The sequence below is a fragment of the Marinicella sediminis genome (assembly GCF_002000055.1).
Lineage (GTDB): Bacteria > Pseudomonadota > Gammaproteobacteria > Xanthomonadales > Marinicellaceae > Marinicella > Marinicella sediminis.
Genome location: NZ_MVBD01000018.1, coordinates 43,193 through 62,214, shown reverse-complemented (window position 1 = coordinate 62,214; position 19,022 = coordinate 43,193). Strand labels below are relative to the sequence as shown.

Sequence of the window (19,022 nt, the reverse complement as noted above, 5' to 3'; positions counted from 1 at the left end):
GTTGAGTATGGTATCGGCAACCGACTGCAGGTCATTGGTGTCATAAGGCAAATCAGCCAGTGCGTGATAGGCTTTATCAATGTGTAGGCTGGCTTGATTGCGTGCTTCATCAAGACCCAATAAACCAGGATAGGTCGATTTGTTGTTTTTGATATCTGAATGAGCGGGCTTACCCAGTGTTGCGGTGTCCTGGGTGACATCAAGGATGTCGTCAATGATTTGGAATGCCATACCCAGGTGATTGGAAAATCTATTGAATAACTGATTATCCTTGAAGGCTAAGGTTGGTACACTGTTTGCTGCCAACATCACAGATGCATTCAGCAAAGCGCCTGTCTTGGCTGCATGTATTTGTTGTAATTGAGATAAATTTACTTGTTCATTCTCTGAAATCAGGTCCAGGCTCTGTCCGCCTGCCATGCCTGATAAGCCACTTTCCCTGGCTAAAAGTCGGATCAGTAAAACCACAATTGATGGGTCCAGTGGTGCCTGAGCCATTGTTTCAAAAGCCAGGGATTGTAAGGCATCTCCGGCCAATATGGCTGTGGCCTCATCGAAAGCAATGTGATTGGTGGGTTGTCCCCGGCGTAAATCATCATCATCCATGGCAGGTAAATCATCGTGGATCAACGAATAGGCATGAATCATTTCTATGGCTGCAGCCAGATAGTCTGCTACATTGTGATCAAGTTCAAGGCTATTGGCCGTGGCATATACCAGGCACGGACGAATGCGTTTGCCACCAGAAAGCAACGAATAGGCCATTGCCTGTTTCAACCTGGAATCCCCGACTTGAACCTCGGACAGGCAAGTATTCAGAAAAGCATTGATTCTGCTTTGCGAATGAACGATGAAATTCAATTGTTTTGTTCCATCAATTGTTTGATTTTTTGTTCTGCATCATCGATGATTTTTTGACATTTTCTGGTCAATTGGACACCTTGTTCATACAGTTTCAGTGATTCTTCAAGACCGACGTCGGGCTGTTCCATTTTCTCGATGATGGCGGTGAGTTCTGCGAGTTGATGTTCGAATGTTTGGGTTTTACTCATGGCTGTATTTTACCTAAGGAATGCGGGTGACCGCCATTCAAATTCGGCATTTAATGTATTCAATTGATCACTGAATGCTTCATCCAGGTAAAGATTACCAACTGCCAACAGACGGTCCCCGTGATAAACGTATGGCAGGACTTGCCTGAGCCAGGGCGCAATGCCATCTTCCTGAAACAGGTTTTTAACTTTTTTACGCGAGTGGTGATTAGCCAGTTTGATTTTTGCCTGGTTCTGACGGTATTTTATGGTGACTGCAAAACTGTGATTTTGATTTGTATGGAGTAACAACACACCCATTCTCTTCTGAAGAGTCACAGGATGCTTACTCAGAACCAATTGTTGTGTGGCTGGCGGATGATCAAAAAAAGCCGAATCAAGACAATAAAGCCGTTCCTTCCAAAACCACAACAGGTGGTCACCAAAAACCATTCTGGGCTGTTTATCATTTCCTGAAGAAAGACAATCTTTGGCAAATTGTTGAAGGCGGTGGTGACTGGGGGCAGGTACGCCCAGCGTATTCAGCCAATGATACAAATATGTAGGTAAGTGCCTGTTATCTGTAACCGTATGGATATTGCTTGGGTTATGCCGACCAATCATCTGGTGCATCAGGTCAGCAGAAGCTGATAAATTTTTAAGGGTCAGGGTAATCTTTTCTTTGACGTCGGCTTGTCTGGACTGGAGAAATGGAACCAATTCATTGCGGATGAAATTTCTGCTGTATTGATTATTTTCATTGCTTGGGTCACATACAAAGGGTAGTTGATGGTGTTTCACAAATTCTGAAATATCTGTTTTACTGCTATGCAAAAGAGGTCGGTAAATATGATAAATTTCATGGTTGGCTAATTGCTGCATGCCACACAAGCCGTCCAAGCCTGTACCACGCAAAAACCTGAATAACATGGTTTCCAGCTGATCATCGCTGTGATGGGCTGTGAGCAAACAATCATCTTTATTCAACTGAGCTCTGAAGACGCCAATGCGAGCATTTCTGGCACTTAATTCACTGTGATCAGATAACTCGACTTCGGCCACATGTAAAGGTATGTTGAGGTTTGCACAGGTGGCTTGGCAGTGCCTGACCCATTGATTGGCTTCTTGCTGCAGACCGTGGTTAACATGAATGGCCATCAGTTTGTTTTTGATTTCTGGTTCCATTGCCAGAAGGTGCAGCAGTGCAGTGGAATCCATGCCACCAGAATAAGCCAACACGTAACGGCTGGCTTGGGGTAACTGACTTAAATCAAGATGAACCGTTTTATTCGCTGAAGGCGCCATAGGACATCAGGCGACGGTATCGTTGGTCAATCAGGGTATGATGATCCAGCTCTTGCAGCCTTCTCAATTCATTTTGAATGGTGGTTTTTAATTGTTCGGCCACAAAATCGGTGTCGCGATAAGCACTGCCTAGGGGTTCTTTGATTACTTGGTCGATCAGCCCCAGTTTTTTAAGTTTACTTGAGGTGATGCTCAGGGCTTCGGCCGCATCCTGTGCTTTTTCGGCACTGCGCCACAATATAGATGCACACCCTTCAGGAGAAATCACTGAATAGGTACTGTATTCCAGCATCAGTGTCACATCACCCACACCAATGGCCAACGCACCTCCCGATCCTCCTTCACCTATGACTGTACAGATGATGGGTACTTTTAGATGAGACATCACTTCAAGGTTTTTAGCGATGGCTTCGGATTGTCCTCGTTCTTCAGCTCCGATACCAGGATACGCGCCCGGGGTGTCGATGAAGGTCAGGATAGGCATATTGAATTGCTCAGCCATGTTCATCAGGCGGAGGGCCTTGCGGTAACCTTCTGGACGGGGCATGCCAAAATTACGTCTGATTTTGGACTTGGTATTGCGACCCTTTTGATGGCCAATCACCATCACTGACTGTCCGTCCAGTTTGGCTGGTCCGCCAACGATTGCAGCATCATCAGCGAAAGCCCGGTCGCCGTGTAACTCTCTGAATTCAGTAAACATTTTTTCAATGTAATCCAGGGTGTAGGGACGTTTGGGGTGCCTGGCAAGTTGCGAAATCTGCCAATCAGAAAGGTTGGAAAATATTTGTTCTGTTTTACTGACCAGCTTACCCTTCAGTCTTTGAATTTCATCATCGATGTTCATGGAATTGTCATCACTGACATTTTGCAGCTCATTGATTTTGGCTTCCAGTTCAGCCAGTGGTTGTTCAAAGTCTAGGTAATCTGTATTCATGGACAGTAAAAAGATTGATTGACGATTGGCTATTTTACGTTGTCAATCTGATTAGTACCAGTCGAAAACCACAAGAAAATGGTAAGATGTGGCGTTTTATCGACAGTTAGCCATGACACCATTCATCCGGAATATGCCTAAAGTGGAATTGCACATGCACATTGAAGGATCAATGATGCCTGAAATGCTGTTGCAGCTGGCAGAAAAAAACCAGGTTGAGATTCCATTTAAAAACCTCGATGAAGTTCACCAGGCTTATCAATTTGCTGATCTGCAGGCATTTGTTGAGCTATATATCCAAGGCACTGAGGTGATTCAGTCTGCCGAAGATTTTTACTTGTTGACCATGCAGTACCTGCGTCGTTGTCATGAAGAAAATATTCTGCATGCTGAAGTATTTTGTGATACCCGTACTTATGTTGACCGTGGTTTAGCGCCAGAGATGGTGCTGGATGGCATCGAAGCCGGGTTCAAAGAAGCTTCGGAAAAATGGGGCATCAGCGGCGGTATGATACCCAGTTTTATTCGCCATTTGGGCCCGGAAAAAGCGCATGAAGATTGGCAATTTCTCAAACGGCACACCAATCGGTTTCTGGGTGTTGGATTGGCGGCTGTTGAGTTGGGTTTTCCCGCCAGTATGTTTAAAACAGTGTTCAATGAAGTGCGGGAAAGTGGTATGCCAGTGGTGGCTCATGCCGGTGAAGAAGGCCCGGCAGAATACATTTGGTCGGCCATTAAAGACATTCGGGTGGATCGCATAGATCATGGCATTCGATGTCTGGAGGATCCGGCGCTGGTGGCTTATCTGAAGGAGCATGCCATACCACTGACGGTGTGTCCCTGTTCCAATGTGAGCTTACATGTTTTTGATGACATGGCTGATCATGTGCTTCCTGAGTTGCTGAGACTGGGTCTGAATGTGACCATTAATTCAGATGATCCGGCTCATTTTGGGGCTTACCTCAGTGACAATATGTGGGCGGTTCAACAGCATTGCGGCATCACCGATGAACAGTTGGTGGCGATGACGCATAATGCCATCAATGCATCGTTTGCTTCTCCTGAAAGGCAATCAGCAATGACCGCAGTTTTGCAGGATTACAGCCATACTCATTTGGAATGAATGAGACAGCCTTTTTTCAGTCCAGTTGTATTGAGCTACGATCATCGTTTTGTGCCTTTGGCCAACAATGACCATCATTGCTGGTTTAGCCTCAGCATGACACATGCGTTGACTGTTGCCTCACCAGTTGCTTTGTCAATAAGTCTTGTGTTCATATAATCAACCCATGAACCGCTGTTTATTGAACAGCTAATCCATGATCTGCGTGAATGCCAACATGCGCTTGAGGTGTTGAACTCAGACAACAACGCACCGTTGCCCGTTGGGATCAATGCCTGTATTGTCATTTTAACGATGTGCACAGCTATTGATGTGAGCTGACGGATTGTTTGAGATGCCAGGCTGCGTATACAATGCGGTATCACTTCTTCAGGAATGACAAAGATGAAAACAAACTTGACCCGCAAAATGCCCGAAACCCTGGTACTGATCTTTTGGTTGGCTCTGCTTGTGTGGTTAATGACCTGGTTGATCCCCCAGGGTTCTTTTGAATCACAGGTCATTGAATACCAGTCAGGCGATAAAACCACCAGCCGGGAAGTGCTTGACGGCGACTCATTCAGTTATGTGGTTGACGAAGCAGGAGAACCACAGGTTGAGGGTTTACCTGTGTTCGGTGACCCTGGTCACCATGGTTTTCTGAATGCTGCCTTTGATGGGCTGACCCGTGGCAGCCGGGATGGTGGAGCGGTGGCAGTGATTGCTTTTTTACTGATCATCGGCGGCGCCTTCGGTATCATCATGGCGCCTCAGTCAATGAACAAGTCACTGGTCAGGTTATTGGCTGTTTTTGGAGACAAAGGCATCCTCGTGATACCCATTTTGTGTCTGGTGTTTTCGCTTGGCGGGGCGGTATTTGGTATGAGTGAAGAGGCGATTGCTTTCGCGTTGATACTGGCTCCTATATTCAAAGCTCAGGGATTCAGTGCCATTACCGTGGTGCTGACCACTTATGGAGCCACTCAAATAGGCTTTGCCACTTCATGGATGAACCCGTTTAATGTGGCCATTGCGCAAGGACTGGCCGGAGTGCCTGTTTTGTCGGGAGCTGGATTTCGATTTACCATGTGGTGTGTGTTCACTGTGTTGTTATGTGCTTTTGCTACCTGGTATGCACACAAAAACCGTGATCATAAAAAAGCGGAAGTGTTCGATTTTGAGGCTGATGACATGTCATGGGGCGATCGCCTGATCATGCTCAACTTACTGTTCGGAATGATATGGGTGATTTGGGGAGTATCGACCCAAGGGTATTACATTGCCGAGATTGCAACCCAGTTTTTTACCATAGGCCTGACTTCTGCGCTGATCACTCTGTTGTTCAAGTTGGATCAGCTCACTGCCAATCAGCTGGCTGTCAATTTTCAAAAAGGGGCTGCTGAATTGCTGCCAGCCGCCTTGATCGTTGGTTTTGCTCAGGGATTGATCGTTATTCTGGGTGGTGCCAGTCCCACTGAGCCTACGGTGTTGAATACGGTTTTACACCATACGGGTGAAGCCATCGGCGGTTTTGGCCAATCAACTGCTGCGTTGCTGATGTTTTCTTTCCAGTCTTGTTTTAATTTTTTTGTGGCTTCCGGTTCCGGGCAGGCAGCATTGACCATGCCATTGATGGCCCCACTTTCTGATCTCGTAGAGGTAACCCGCCAAACTGCTGTGTTGGCTTTTCAACTGGGTGATGGCCTGACCAACCTGATTGTGCCCACTTCTGCCTCATTGATGGGGTGCCTGGGTGTGGCCAAAGTCAGTTGGTCAGAATGGGCCGGATTTGTCTGGAAATTTTTATTGTTCAACATGCTGTTGGCCGGGCTTTTCCTGGTCCTGGCAGTCAGCACAGGGTTTTAATTCGCTGTGTCATCAGAATCGGGCCATTGTGTGGCCAGCTGAGCCGGAAGTTCAGAATGGTGTAAAGAGTGGTGTACAGATCATTGCTCAGGTTATTGCCATTGATGACATAACAACCCATCGCTTACCCAGCTTTGTACTGGTTGAGCAAAAATAAATTTTTGACTGGCGGATTGGTTTTGGTCACAACAGTGACGATATGACGGAGGCAGCCGGCGGTTTCAGTGAACTTCTTTGTTTGCTCCGATGGAACGCAATGGCGCTCACTCCAGGGCCTGATACCAGGTGGCAAAGTCCGCATCAGGCTTGTGAGGTTAATGCCGTCTGGTCATTTGGTCTGAAAAGCGAGGGGTTAACAGGTCATCACGTGGTCATCAAAATTGAGCTAGAATAATCAGTGGTCACAACAGAGGATTCTTATTTGATGGCTCAATTCCAGGTACATAAGCAAGCGCTGAAAAAAAACCGGATCATCGCGATCACCAACGGTGATCTGCAACCAGGTCAGATCAGGGTTCGCATCCAGGCATTTGGTTTTTCAGCCAATAACATCACATACTGGGCCATGGGTGAACGAATGAGGTACTGGCAATTTTTTCCGGCAGCTGATAATGACGGAGAACAGTGGGGAGTCATTCCGGTGTGGGGCTATGCTGAAGTTGAGGCATCGAAGCATGATGAAGTGTCTGTTGGTGAACGGTTGTTTGGATATTTTCCCACGGCTGATTGTCTGGTGATGCGCCCTGGCCGGTTGAGTTCTGAATTTTTGTTTGACGCCAGTGAACACCGTCAGACGTTACCTGCTGGGTACAACCGTTATCAAAGGCTGTCTTCAGGGCAGACAAATGACCAGCAGGAGGCCTTGAACATGTTACTCTTTCCTCTACACATCACTTCTTTTTGTTTGTTTGACACACTGGTCAATGAGCAAAAAACGGAGATGAAACAGTTGCTTGTAACCAGCGCGTCAAGCAAGACAGCTTTGGGTTTGGTTCAGGGATTCAAGAATCTTGAGCATGCCCCTTATCTGATTGGCCTGACAGCTGATAAAAACCTCGGTTTTGTGAAGTCATTGGGCTGTTATGACCAGGTGCTTTGTTATGAGGAGAATGGTGACATCAATGCGCACCACAGTACCGTGATAGTTGACTTCTCAGGAAATGGTAAGCTGTTGGGTCAACTGCACGAAAAATTGCAGGATCACATGCGCCATACCTGGCATGTTGGTTTAACTCACTGGTCCGATAATGACATGGGATCAGGTTACCTGGCAGAACGCAGCGAAGTGTTTTTTGCACCGGCATACATACAGGAAAAGATGGCCGTTTGGGGAGCCGCTGAATTTCAAAAGCGGTCGACACAATACCTGCACCGGGCTGCTCTGGCCTCCAGAGACTGGCTGGTGATTAACAATTTATCCGGATTGAAGGCATTGGCAGCTGTCTTCAAAACGGTGGCAGATGGCGCGTTACCGGCTGAACAAGGTTTGATTGTCCGGCTTTACTGACAGTGCCAATGTTGGCTGGTGCTTATGACCTTAGGTTGTTTCATTTGAGGAGTTGTACACAATTCGAAGGTTGCGGAGAATATGTGGGTTGTGGATCAATAACTTTTTTGCTGGGTCTGCCTTGTTTAATATCCAACAGATTATCGTGCTTGTGGGCATGACAATCCCCGGTAACAATCAGGGAGTGATCATCAGAGCGGCATGTTTTCATTGCTTAACTTCAGTTGTGCTTAACTGAGATGATGCCCGATGCCCAGTTAGGTTGTCTGATCAGTCTGAAGAAGGGCTGAACATCTTCAGAGCAGCGGTCATGCATTCAATGGTCACAGGTGTGTGCCCAATAAATTCACCGTCAGGCATCAATGGCATGGGTTTTTCGGTGTGGATGGTGATGCGTTTGACCTGGTGAGTCTCCACTTCAGGGTAATTGACGTGCTTGCCGGAATAGATGGTCGGAAACAGCCGCAAAATTCTAAGACGGGATATGTTGTTCAGGATCACCACATCCAGTAAACCATCATCAATGCGGGCTTCAGGGGCTATGAGAAAAGAAGTCCCGGTGAAACGGCTGTTAGCGACTTCCACGAACACCACTTCATCGTCCAGGTGGATGACTTGGCCGCTGTGGTCTTCCATGGTGAGTTTAACCGGATGTTTTTTCAGTCGGGCGGTCTCCCACAGTGTGGCCAGTGTATAAGCGGATTTGCCCAGTTTCTTAATCTTCAGTGTGGTTCGTCCGGCGTCCACCACGAAGCCCACGCCGATGATATTGATGAAGTAAAAGTGTTGGTCCCTGGATTGAGCGTGACCAATGTCAATTGATTGGGCATGGTTACCTGTGATGATGCCAATGCCTTTTTCCCAGTCAGTGGGTTGTAGACCCAATTCCCTGGAAAAAGCATTGCCGGTACCCACAGGGATCACGCCCAATGGTGCCCGTCGTTCTGCCGGATGGCTCATCAGACCGTTGATCACTTCAAACAAGGTGCCATCACCACCCGCAGCAATGACCCCACTGTATACCGATAAATCAGTTGCTTCAACGACCTGTTGTGCGTGACCACTGTGGTTGGTGTGAATCAGTTCAACGGGTCTTTGTGCGTTTTTAAGTGCTGTCAGAATAAGTTGCAGGTATTGCATTGACCGGCCACTGCCGGCCATTGGATTAAAAAGGATTAACAGGGGCTTCATACTGGCAGATTGTAGCTGAAAAGAAACAGATTGCCCAATCCAGATGTTGTAAATCCATGTGCAGTTGGTGTGACAAGTCAAATCAATGGTTGTTACAATAGCGCAGCTTTTTAATGATCAGATCATATTTATGGAATTTGTTACTGGACAACGGTACATCAACAATGCGGATTTACAGCTGGGTCTTGGCAGGGTGATGGGCGATAATCACCGCATGGTTAAGGTGGCTTTTGATGCCGTCGGTGAAGAGCGGATTTATGCCAAGGATTCAGCTCCTTTGAGTCGTTTTGAGGCCCGGATTGATGACCGGTTGCAACACAAAGATGGTTGGTACATCACCATTAGGGAAGTCAAAAACCTCAATGGTCTGAATATTTATTTTGGGGTTCGGGAAACGGGTGAGGAAGAAGTCATTCCAGAATCTGAAATCAGTGACAACATTTCTCTCGATCGGCCTGCTGATCGCTTACTCAATGCCCAGTTTGACAAAGCACGCTGGTATGATTTACGGCAACAAACCTGGTATCACCAACAGCGACTGATGGCATCCCCCCTGTATGGACTGACGGGTTGCCGGACGGCGTTATTGCCCCATCAATTGTATATTGCCCATTCGGTCGGACAACGACACGCCCCTCGGGTCTTGCTGGCTGACGAGGTAGGCCTGGGCAAAACCATTGAAGCAGGCTTGATTGTTCATCAGCAATTACTGACCAATCGTGCGCAGAGGGTACTGATGGTTGTCCCAGAAAGCCTGACACATCAATGGATGGTGGAGTTGTTGCGACGGTTTAATTTATCCGTCAGTGTGCTGGATGAAGAAAAATGCCAGGAAACTGAGTCTTCCAGCGGCTTTGCCAATCCATTCGAAGCCAGTCAACTGGTATTGCTGCCGTTGGAACTGTTGGTTAACAACCCCGTCAGGGCTGCTCAGGTGATTGAGGCAAAATGGGACTTGCTGGTGGTTGATGAGGCTCATCACCTGCAATGGTTTGACGAAGCCAGTGGTGAGAGTGACAACCCTGCGGTACAGGCCTATCAGTTGATTGAGTCTTTGTCACAGGTGGTGCCCGGAGTGTTATTACTCACCGCAACTCCGGAACAGTTGGGCAGGAAAAGTCACTTTGCCCGGTTACGATTACTGGATGCTGATCGTTTTGCAGATTATGAATCTTTTATCAAAGAAGAACAGACATTTGAAGCCATCGCCGATGTGATTGAACAGTTGTTAACAGCTGCTCAGCATCAGGAGTTGACAAATCTTTCGGAAATCCGCAAGCAATTAACGGGCGTTTTATCTGCAGACCAATGTGCACAGCTCCCTGAACAAATCACAGAAAACAAGCAGGTTTATGGCTTAATCAATCAATTGTTGGATCAGCATGGCACAGGCCGGGTATTGTTTCGCAACACCCGTCATTCAGTGACGGGCTTTCCCACACGTGAATTACACCCATATCCGTTGCCGGCTCCGGATATTTACTTGAACAATGAGGACAGCCGCCAATCTTTGATCCCGGAAACCACTGTGGCTGATGATGTTGACTGGATGGCAATTGATCCACGCGTTAATTGGTTGGTTTCACAAGCAAAGGCCAACAAGAGAGAAAAACTCCTGGTCATTGCTTCTCAGGCAGGCACCGTCCTGCAGCTGGAACGATGTCTGCGCGAGCAACATGGTATTCATGCGGCGGTATTTCATGAAGGCATGAGTTTGATTGAACGGGATCAATCGGCTGCCTGGTTTGCTGATGAAGAGCATGGTGCACAACTGTTGCTGTGTTCAGAGATTGGTAGTGAAGGTCGTAATTTTCAGTTTGCTCATCACCTGTTATTTTTTGACTTGCCAGAGCACCCTGACTTGCTTGAGCAACGCATCGGCCGACTTGATCGCATCGGCCAGCAACAGACCATTCAGATTCATGTCTGCTATCTGAGCGGTACGGCTCAAGAGCGATGGTTTACCTGGTATGACCAGGGTCTGCAACTGTTTGCCAGAACCAATCCCGCGGCACATCATGTCTTTACTGCCATGTCAGAACGATTGCATCAGCCATTGGATGACCAACAGCTGACAAGACTGATCACAGACAGTCAGGAACAAAGCGAACAGTTGCTGCAACAAATGAACCGGGGACGCGATCGTTTGCTTGAGTATAATTCTTGCCGACCAGAACAAGCTGCAGAGCTCACAGCTGCTGCTTTTGAGTTGGAGCAATCAGCGGCTTTGGAGCAATACATGCATCAGGTCTTTGACCTGTTCGGGGTGCATCATGAAGAGCACAAAACAGGCAGTGAAGTGATCAGGCCAACTGATGAAATGCATGGTTATTTTCCATTTTTATTGGAAGAGGGGATGACCATCACCTATGACCGCGAGGTCGCATTGGCCAATGAAACTTACCATTTCATCACCTGGGAACATCCCATGGTGACTGAAACCATGGATATGTTGCTCAATCAGGAAATGGGCAACAGTGGTTTCATGGTCCTTAAAGGCTCTGGACTCAATGCTGGCCAACTGTTCCTTGAATGTCGTTATTTGGTGCAATCCAGTGGTCATGCCAATATGCAGTTATCCCGCTATCTGCCTCCTCAAATGAAACGATTGCTGCTCGCTGAAGCTGGTGTGAATGTGGCAGAAAAGCTCACTGAAAAACTGGTCAGTCAGTTTACCGGTGGGGTACCCATGAATGTCGCAGTTGAGGTGGTAAAAGCCAAATTACCAGTGATCAAAAAACTTTTGAAGAAGGCAGATGACATGATGCAGGCAGATTTACCTGATCTGAAAGCCGTTGCAGCTCAGCGGCTGAACGATAAGCTCGAACAGGAAATATCCCGGTTGAAACAACTGGCCGCGCACAATGGCCAGGTCAGGTCAGATGAAATTGAATTCCAGGAGAAGCGATTACTGGATGCTCAGAAATCCATCAGTCAGATACAGCCACAGTTGGACTCTGTACGTATTTTGGTTACCATGTAGTCTCTTCAGCAGAAAACAGCATACATGGCAGATTTTCAAAGCATCATTGATGACATCCATCAGCAGATCATTGCGCAAAAAAACTATGGTGAAGTGGCAGGATATATCCCCGAATTGTCAGACATTGATCCGGAAAAATTTGGGGTCAGCCTGATCACCGTCAATGGCGTTTGTTATCAGGCCGGAGACAGCCAGGATTTGTTTTCGCTGCAAAGCATCGTCAAAGTACTGCTGCTGAGTATGGCTTACACTCGGCTGGGTGGCCGGTTATGGCAACGAGTGGGTGTTGAACCTTCCGGCACACCATTCAATTCACTCGGTACCCTGGAATATGATCAGGGTATCCCCAGAAACCCTTTTTCAAACGCCGGAGCAATCGTGGTGTGTGATGTGTTACTGGATTTGTATGAAAATCCCAGGCAGGCATTGCTTGACATGGTCAGACGTCTGGCTGATGACGACACCATTCAATATGATCCAGCAGTGGCCGCGTCTGAAAAAGCAGAAGGTTACCGCAATGTGGCATTGGCCAATTTTGTTCGCTCTCTGGGCAACATTCACAATGATGTTGATGCGGTATTGGCGTTGTATTTTGACTGTTGCTCGATTGCCATCAATACCGAACAACTGTGCCGCTTATTTCTGGTGTTTGCCAATAACGGTCAAACCCTTGATGAGCACTATCAACTGCTCAATGTCAGCCAGACCAAGCGCATGAATGCCATCATGCTCACTTGTGGTTTTTATGATGAAGCCGGGGACTTTGCTTATCAGGTGGGTTTGCCGGGTAAGAGTGGCGTTGGTGGGGGCATCGTGGCGGTGTTACCAGGTCATTTCAGTATTGCAGTCTGGAGCCCAAGGCTCAATGAAAAAGGCAATTCATTTCGGGGTTTACAGTTTCTTGAGCAATTCACCACCAAGACTCAGCTGTCTATATTCTGATGGTTTTCTTTCCCTGATGTTTGGTTTGCTATAATCTGCATATGCAGGAACACATTTTGTATCAAAGTGAGTCGGTAGAGGTGGGACTTTTTGTGCTCTCTCCAAGTGAATCACGTTTTGTTGAAATGGGTTTTGTAAAGGATCCGATCATTGTGTTCCCCAAAAACAGTATATGGATCCAACATGCCGGTTCACAACCATTCGTGGCTGACACCACAGTGGTTAATTTTTATAATCAGGGTCAAAACTACCATCGCTTTGCCATCAATCCAAATGGCGATTATTGTCATTGGTTCCGCATTGCCGATGATCTGTTGGCAGAAGTGGTTAACCGTGAACAGCATCACTTCGATCGAGAAAACATGCCGTGTTCCCCGGCCATTTTTTATCGTCATCTGGGTATTCTCAATCAGATCAATCAATCGTGTACAACGGACCAATTGAGCATAGATGCAGAAGTGCTGGCTGTATGTGCTGACTTGTTCAGTTCAGTAGCAAGCCAACAGAATTCAACTAAGTTGACCACAACCAAACATCGTCAATTGGTCAGTTGTGTCAAAGAAACCTTACAACACGAATTGGGTGTCAATATTTCTTTACGGGTGTTGGCACGTCGCCACAACACGTCGCCACATCATTTGTGCAGGGTTTTCAAAGCCGTCACCGGCATGGGCCTGAATCATTACCGGACCCAACAAAGGCTTCGTGCTTTGATGTTGGAAATACAAAACCCTGATACCGGGTTGGTAGATTTGGCTTTTGATCATGGCTTCTCCAGCCATGCCCATATGTCTGCACAGTTTAAGCGATATTTTGGCCTCACGCCCAGTGCTTGCAGGCAAAAGTTCAGTCATAACTGAGCAATTATTTGATAGCCTTTACTCAGGATCAGCCCGCATAATGAACGCAGCATTGTCATCCACGAGGCGTTTTTTGCGTCATCAATTCAACCCCAAAGGAGCTCATGATGCAAGGGTACCACCACTTGAAAACCAGTCTTTTGACCTTGGCACTGATGATGAGTGCAATGGTTCAGGCCACTGAGGATCTGACGGCTGTAGCAACAGAACATTATCAGCAACAACAATGGCCTGAGGCCATCGAAGCATATCGACAGTTGCTGGCAGGAGATCCTCAAAACGAACAGGCCTGGTACAGGCTGGCACAATCCCACATCAGTCTTCAGCAAGGGTTGCAAGCCCTGCAGGCCAATCAGCAACTGTCTGAAGCTCAACAAATACCCATCCAGTTGGTGTGGTATCAGCAGGCTCAGGCCTGGCAACTGACTGGTGATGAACAAGCTCAGTTAAAAGCCCTGGATCAGGCAGTCAGGTCCGGTTACAGCAACACCCGTGAATTGGAAGAAAATCCATTGTGGTCTGAGCTGCGTAAACATCAGCTGTTTTCAGACATTCTCCAGAGTGCTGATAAAAACCTTCGGCCCTGTATGTATGATGAACGCTACCGACAATTTGATTTTTGGCTGGGCCGTTGGGAGGTTTACGGTGATTCTGAGAAAAGTGGTCCGTTATTTGGCCACAATCACATCACCAGGGCTGAACAGGGCTGTCTAATCATGGAGCAATGGCAGGGAGCCAGTGGCAGTACTGGTACCAGCATGAATTATTTTGATGGCATCCAAAATCAATGGGTTCAGCGATGGGTCAGTGGCGGTGGTACTGTGATTGATTATTCAGGTGGCCTGATCAGCAAGGCGGAAGGCCAACAGGCGATGCAATTGACGGGCAGAATCTATTATGCACAAAACAGTCAGCAACCACAGGTCAGACATTTCAGAGGAACCTGGACGGTCTTGAAAAGTGGCGTGGTGAGGCAATTCTTCGAAGAAAGCACAGACGGTGGTGAGAATTGGTACACCTGGTTTGACGGCTACTACTTTCGCGAGAACAACGGGCAAAAAGATGAATAAATATGGGTTTTTATGGCTTTTCTGGATGGCTGTTTACCCGGCTTATGCTGTTGAGCAACCCGTTGAATTGACCGACCAGCTCAATAACAGCCTGTTCCGCCAATTACTGGGACACTGGCAAATCAAAGATCAAACCCGTGATGCCAGTGGGCAGTGGCTGTCAGGTCCAGGTGCCAGTTGGCATTTTTACCCGATCTTCAATGGTCACGCCATCCAGGATGAGTGGGTATCACCACCCATCAACCAGCCTGCGCCAGAAAAGGGTCGGCAATATGGCACCAATATACGGATATATAACTTCGGTGAGCATCGCTGGGAAATGGCCTGGATGTCAGTCAAAGGACAACAGATTGACACTTTTCAGGCCACCGAGCATGACCAGCAAATTGTCATGACCGGCTTGTTCAATGGCCAGCCTTCGAGGATCACATTTTTCGCCATCAAAGCCCAATCATTTCAGTGGAAGCTTGAATACCGGAATCAGGCCACTGAACAGTGGCAGGAGGTGTATCGCATTCAGGGTATTCGGGCAGTCAAAGCACCCTGATCAAACCATCGGGCAACCAGCCACCTGCGGCTTGTAAAGGTTGCATGTCGCCATCTGCTGTCACCCAACTGATCAGTGCCAGGCGCTCAGGTTGATGACGGTGTATCAATGGCAACTGAAAATGCACCGCCTGTAAGCCTGAACTGCTCTGGTGGTCCAGTACCACAAAGTCATGTAATAATTGTTTGCCCTGGTTTTCACCGGCGTCGACCGATGAGCGTAAGCCGTTGCCTACAATGGCCAAATGAAAAGTGAGTTGTTTGGAAGAATCAAAATACACCACCGCATGTTGCTCTTTGATGGTGACCTGTAATGAGCCGGGTTTTTGTTCGGTTTCAGGCAATGATCGCCAGGCTTTGAAAAAACCAGTCCACTCAAGGCCATTGACCATGAATCCCGGGGTATAGACTGAAGACAACAGACCTTGTTGTTTGAATTGCCTTTGTCGATTGGAATAAGCCGGTGACGCATAAGGGTCCTGCCAACCCAGATAATCCCAGTAATCGACATGAAAAACCAACGGAATATAGGTCTGCCACAATGTTTCAGACTGACTGAACTGGCTGATGAATTGATCAGCCGGTGGGCAAGAATGACAGCCTTCTGACGAATACAGTTCAATCAAAGTGGTTTGTGATTCCGGACTGTTGATGGTCAGTGATTGTGCGCCAAGCCAGGTGGGCAGGAAAAGAATCGGTAAGCAGAATAGTGTGCAGTGTTTCATGGATTGTTATTGTGGTTGGTTAACAGCAGACAGGATCGGTCAGTCATTACTTTCAAAAAAAATGGCTGCGCGAAAATACAAGGTTGAATTCACAACCATGACTAAAGTCACAATTGAATTTTTTTTGTGCCCTGTCTACTGAAAATTCATGTCATTACTGATAACATCATTGATCTTTTTCGTGACGAGAATCAAGATGCAGAAAACCACACTGTTCACCATCCTCCTGGCCTTTAATGTGATGGCCAAAGACACCATGGAAGATCCCTTCATCTGGTTGGAAGACGTTGATGCTGAAAAGTCCATGAACTGGGTCTATCAGCACAATCAACAAACCGCTGATCAATACAAAGCAGATCCGCTTTATCAGGAGTTGTATGATCAGGCATTGTCCACGCTGAACAACCAGTCAAGAATACCCTCGGTTTCGCAAAGGGGTGATTGGGTTTACAACTACTGGAAAGACGACAACAATCCACGTGGTATCTATCGCCGGGCCAAGCTGAAAGACTTCAACAGCAAAGAAGACCCTGACTGGCAAACGGTTTTAGACATGGATCTTTACAATGAGCAACATGAAGGCAATTGGGTGTATAAAGGCATGAGTTGTCTGGCTCCCAAATACCGCAAGTGTCTGGCCTATCTTTCACCAGGTGGTGGCGATGCGGTGGAGATGCATGAATTTGACATGAAAAAGAAAACCTTTGTTACCGATGGATTCAACTTGCCTAAGTCAAAAATGCGGGTTACCTGGCGCGATGAGGATCACCTGTATGTGGGCACTGATTTTGGTCCAGGTTCAATGACAAAATCAGGTTATCCCAGAATCATTAAGTTATGGAAACGGGGTACTCCATTATCAGCGGCTGAAACCCTGATGGAAGTGGCACCTGACTCGGTGTCGGTGTTTGCTTACCGGTCTGGTGAAGGTGATGAGGCCAGAGATTTTCTGATTGACAGCACTTCATTCTGGACCAATCAGTATTACCAATGGGTCGATGGCAAAGCCTTGCCATTTGATTTACCTCAAACAGCCGTGGTCAATGGGGATTTTCAGGGACGCATGATTGTTTCCTTAAAAGAAGACTGGCAGTTTCAAGGTCAATTCCTGAATGCCGGTACCGTATTGATGATCAACCCGGATGTCCTGACTGGTCAAAAATCCCTGGTTGAAGCAACAGATTGGGAAATCTTCCTGCAACCGGCAGCCAATGAAAACATCGAGAGCATCGGCACATCTGATGAGGCTGTACTGGTCAATGTCCTGACCGATGTGGTCAGTGAAATTCGGGTTTACAGTCCCGCTGAACAAGGCTGGACCGTCAGCACCGTTGACTTCCCTGATAACGGGGCCATCGGCATCACTGGTATTGATGGTGAAAGTGGTAGTTTCTTCGCTGAATACGAGTCATTCATTACCCCGCCCACGCTGTATCATGTGGATGGCAGTAAGCTGACCCCAAAAGCCGTTAAATCACAATCGCAAAGTTTTGACCCGAGCCCCTATCAGGTGGAGCAATTTTTTGCCCGCTCCAAGGACGGAACTTTTGTGCCGTATTTCATTGTCATGAATAAGGACACCGTATTCAATGGTAAAAATCCGACCCACATATTCTCCTACGGAGGATTCAGAAACTCACTGACGCCCTCATACTCCGGGTCTTATGAAGCGCTGGAAGGGGCCTATGGGAAATTGTGGTTGGACAGGGGGGGCGTTTTTGTCTCAGCCAACATCCGGGGTGGAGGGGCATATGGTCCCAAATGGCATCAGTCGGCATTGTTGGAAAACCGTAAAAAATCTTTTGAAGACTTTGAAGCAGTGGCTGAAGACCTGATCAAACGTAAAATCACCTCACCTGACCACCTGGGTATTGAAGGTCGTTCCAATGGCGGGCTGTTGGTTGGTGCCACCATGACCAGAAGACCAGACCTGTATGGTGCGGTCATTTGCGGTGTGCCGTTGCTGGACATGAAACGCTACAATAAGTTATTGGCAGGTGCCAGTTGGATGGGCGAATATGGTAACCCCGATGTGCCTGAACAATGGGCCTTCATCAAGGAATACAGCCCATACCAAAACCTCGCCAAGCAAACCGATTATCCGGCCACTTTCTTTTATACTTCAACCCGTGATGATCGGGTACATCCTGGTCACGCGCGTAAAATGGCGGCCAAAATGATGTCATATGGTTATCCGGTTTGGTACTACGAAAACACCGAAGGTGGGCATGGTGGCTCAAGCACCAATGAACAACTGGCTGAGCGGCTGGCATTGGCGTATACGCACCTGTGGACCCATTTAAGGTAGCCCTTATAAGGCTTCTTTCAACTGCGTCGAATACCGCCATACAAGGGACAGTCTTTGATGAACCAGCTGCTGGCTTGCTCCGCGTGCCAACGGCTGGTATGTCACGGTGACCTGAGGCGGTTTTCATTTTACCGTGTGAACAGTCGCCAATTCCAGGATCGTCACTGAGGAACCCGCAGTTGACATTCATTGATCAGACGGGCTGGACATGCATCAAATGATGCTGAATCACCGGTGACAGGAGCGGAAGTGATTACTGGTTCTGATAGATCAGACTGGCGGTTTGGTCGGCGTTGATCTGGATCATCACCCGGCCGTGGTGATGTGACCTGGGAATGTGATTGAATGTCTGAAATGTTTGACTGAACGGTTGCCCGCCTGTTTGCCAACTGACGCTGATCACTTCGCTCAATGGCGGATGTTCAAAGATGGCGGTTTCCTGTTGTCCTGGTTTGAGGTCCCTGGTGGGGAAGGACTGCCCGGAAAAAGTAATTTCGATCTCATTGATTTGTGCAGTGGTGTTGTTGCCAATGACCAGTAAATAACGGTTCTGTTCGCAGGCAGTCAACAGCACCATCAGCCAACTGATGGCAGCCACTCGAATCATGTTAAGTCTTTGCTGGTTCATCTCGCCTGGAGCTCAATTGCC

Annotated in this window: 16 protein-coding genes; 9 read left to right on the top strand and 7 right to left on the bottom strand. The window is 47.5% G+C overall.

What is annotated here, in order from left to right:
• The 4 genes from B0475_RS16820 to B0475_RS16805 all read right to left on the bottom strand — a co-directional run.
• Positions 1–861, bottom strand: an 861-nt coding sequence (locus B0475_RS16820; protein WP_232781907.1) for a polyprenyl synthetase family protein, incomplete at its 3' end; no start/stop codon positions are given.
• Positions 858–1,052, bottom strand: a complete 195-nt coding sequence (locus B0475_RS16815; RefSeq protein WP_077413048.1) for an exodeoxyribonuclease VII small subunit — start codon at positions 1,050–1,052, stop codon at positions 858–860. The genes B0475_RS16815 and B0475_RS16820, both read right to left, overlap by 4 nt.
• 9 nt (positions 1,053–1,061) lie before the next feature.
• Complete coding sequence (gene tilS / locus B0475_RS16810; RefSeq protein WP_077413047.1) at positions 1,062–2,336, bottom strand: tRNA lysidine(34) synthetase TilS; 1,275 nt, start codon at positions 2,334–2,336, stop codon at positions 1,062–1,064.
• Positions 2,317–3,273: an acetyl-CoA carboxylase carboxyltransferase subunit alpha gene (locus B0475_RS16805; protein WP_077413046.1), complete on the bottom strand. Its 957-nt coding sequence runs from the start codon at positions 3,271–3,273 to the stop codon at positions 2,317–2,319. Before B0475_RS16805 ends, tilS begins: the two co-directional genes overlap by 20 nt.
• A 112-nt stretch (positions 3,274–3,385) precedes the next feature.
• On the opposite strand from B0475_RS16805, the gene add reads away from it, so the two are divergent.
• From add to B0475_RS16785, 3 genes are all read left to right on the top strand, one after another.
• Complete coding sequence (gene add, locus B0475_RS16800; protein ID WP_077413045.1) at positions 3,386–4,396, top strand: adenosine deaminase; 1,011 nt, start codon at positions 3,386–3,388, stop codon at positions 4,394–4,396.
• 384 nt (positions 4,397–4,780) lie between these two features.
• Positions 4,781–6,241 carry a putative basic amino acid antiporter YfcC gene (yfcC, locus tag B0475_RS16795; protein WP_232781906.1) on the top strand — a complete coding sequence of 487 codons (1,461 nt, stop codon included), beginning with the start codon at positions 4,781–4,783 and terminating at the stop codon, positions 6,239–6,241.
• A 424-nt stretch (positions 6,242–6,665) separates the two neighbouring features.
• On the top strand, positions 6,666–7,748 hold the full coding sequence (locus tag B0475_RS16785) for a DUF2855 family protein (protein ID WP_077413042.1): 1,083 nt from the start codon (positions 6,666–6,668) through the stop codon (positions 7,746–7,748).
• 270 nt (positions 7,749–8,018) lie between these two features.
• Here B0475_RS16785 and B0475_RS16780 read toward each other — a convergent pair whose 3' ends face one another.
• The gene (locus B0475_RS16780; RefSeq protein ID WP_077413041.1) at positions 8,019–8,939 is read right to left on the bottom strand and encodes a diacylglycerol/lipid kinase family protein; all 921 of its coding nucleotides are present in this window, start codon (positions 8,937–8,939) and stop codon (positions 8,019–8,021) included.
• A gap of 130 nt (positions 8,940–9,069) precedes the next feature.
• Between B0475_RS16780 and rapA the strand changes: the two genes are divergently transcribed.
• From rapA to B0475_RS16755, 5 genes are all read left to right on the top strand, one after another.
• Entirely contained in the window at positions 9,070–11,922 is a 2,853-nt protein-coding gene (gene rapA, locus B0475_RS16775; RefSeq protein ID WP_157893045.1) for an RNA polymerase-associated protein RapA, read from the top strand.
• Between the two features lie 24 nt (positions 11,923–11,946).
• Positions 11,947–12,864 (top strand): glutaminase, encoded by a 918-nt coding sequence (locus B0475_RS16770; RefSeq protein ID WP_077413039.1) that lies wholly within the window; start codon positions 11,947–11,949, stop codon positions 12,862–12,864.
• A 41-nt stretch (positions 12,865–12,905) separates the two neighbouring features.
• Positions 12,906–13,724 carry a helix-turn-helix transcriptional regulator gene (locus B0475_RS16765; RefSeq protein ID WP_077413038.1) on the top strand — a complete coding sequence of 273 codons (819 nt, stop codon included), beginning with the start codon at positions 12,906–12,908 and terminating at the stop codon, positions 13,722–13,724.
• 104 nt (positions 13,725–13,828) lie between these two features.
• A complete protein-coding gene (locus tag B0475_RS16760; protein ID WP_077413037.1) occupies positions 13,829–14,794 on the top strand; it encodes a tetratricopeptide repeat protein in 966 nt (321 codons plus the stop codon).
• A complete protein-coding gene (locus B0475_RS16755; RefSeq protein ID WP_157893044.1) occupies positions 14,787–15,341 on the top strand; it encodes a hypothetical protein in 555 nt (184 codons plus the stop codon). The genes B0475_RS16760 and B0475_RS16755 overlap by 8 nt, the downstream gene beginning before the upstream one ends.
• On the opposite strand, the gene B0475_RS16750 is transcribed toward B0475_RS16755, so the two are convergent.
• Entirely contained in the window at positions 15,328–16,065 is a 738-nt protein-coding gene (locus B0475_RS16750; RefSeq protein WP_077413035.1) for a DUF1223 domain-containing protein, read from the bottom strand. The two genes, B0475_RS16755 and B0475_RS16750, sit on opposite strands and share 14 nt — an antisense overlap.
• A 196-nt stretch (positions 16,066–16,261) precedes the next feature.
• On the opposite strand from B0475_RS16750, the gene B0475_RS16745 reads away from it, so the two are divergent.
• Complete coding sequence (locus tag B0475_RS16745) at positions 16,262–18,373, top strand: prolyl oligopeptidase family serine peptidase (RefSeq protein ID WP_077413034.1); 2,112 nt, start codon at positions 16,262–16,264, stop codon at positions 18,371–18,373.
• A gap of 253 nt (positions 18,374–18,626) precedes the next feature.
• On the opposite strand, the gene B0475_RS16740 is transcribed toward B0475_RS16745, so the two are convergent.
• Positions 18,627–18,980, bottom strand: coding sequence for a hypothetical protein (locus B0475_RS16740; protein ID WP_198538366.1), 354 nt, complete (start codon positions 18,978–18,980; stop codon positions 18,627–18,629).
• Positions 18,981–19,022: the final 42 nt, after the last annotated feature.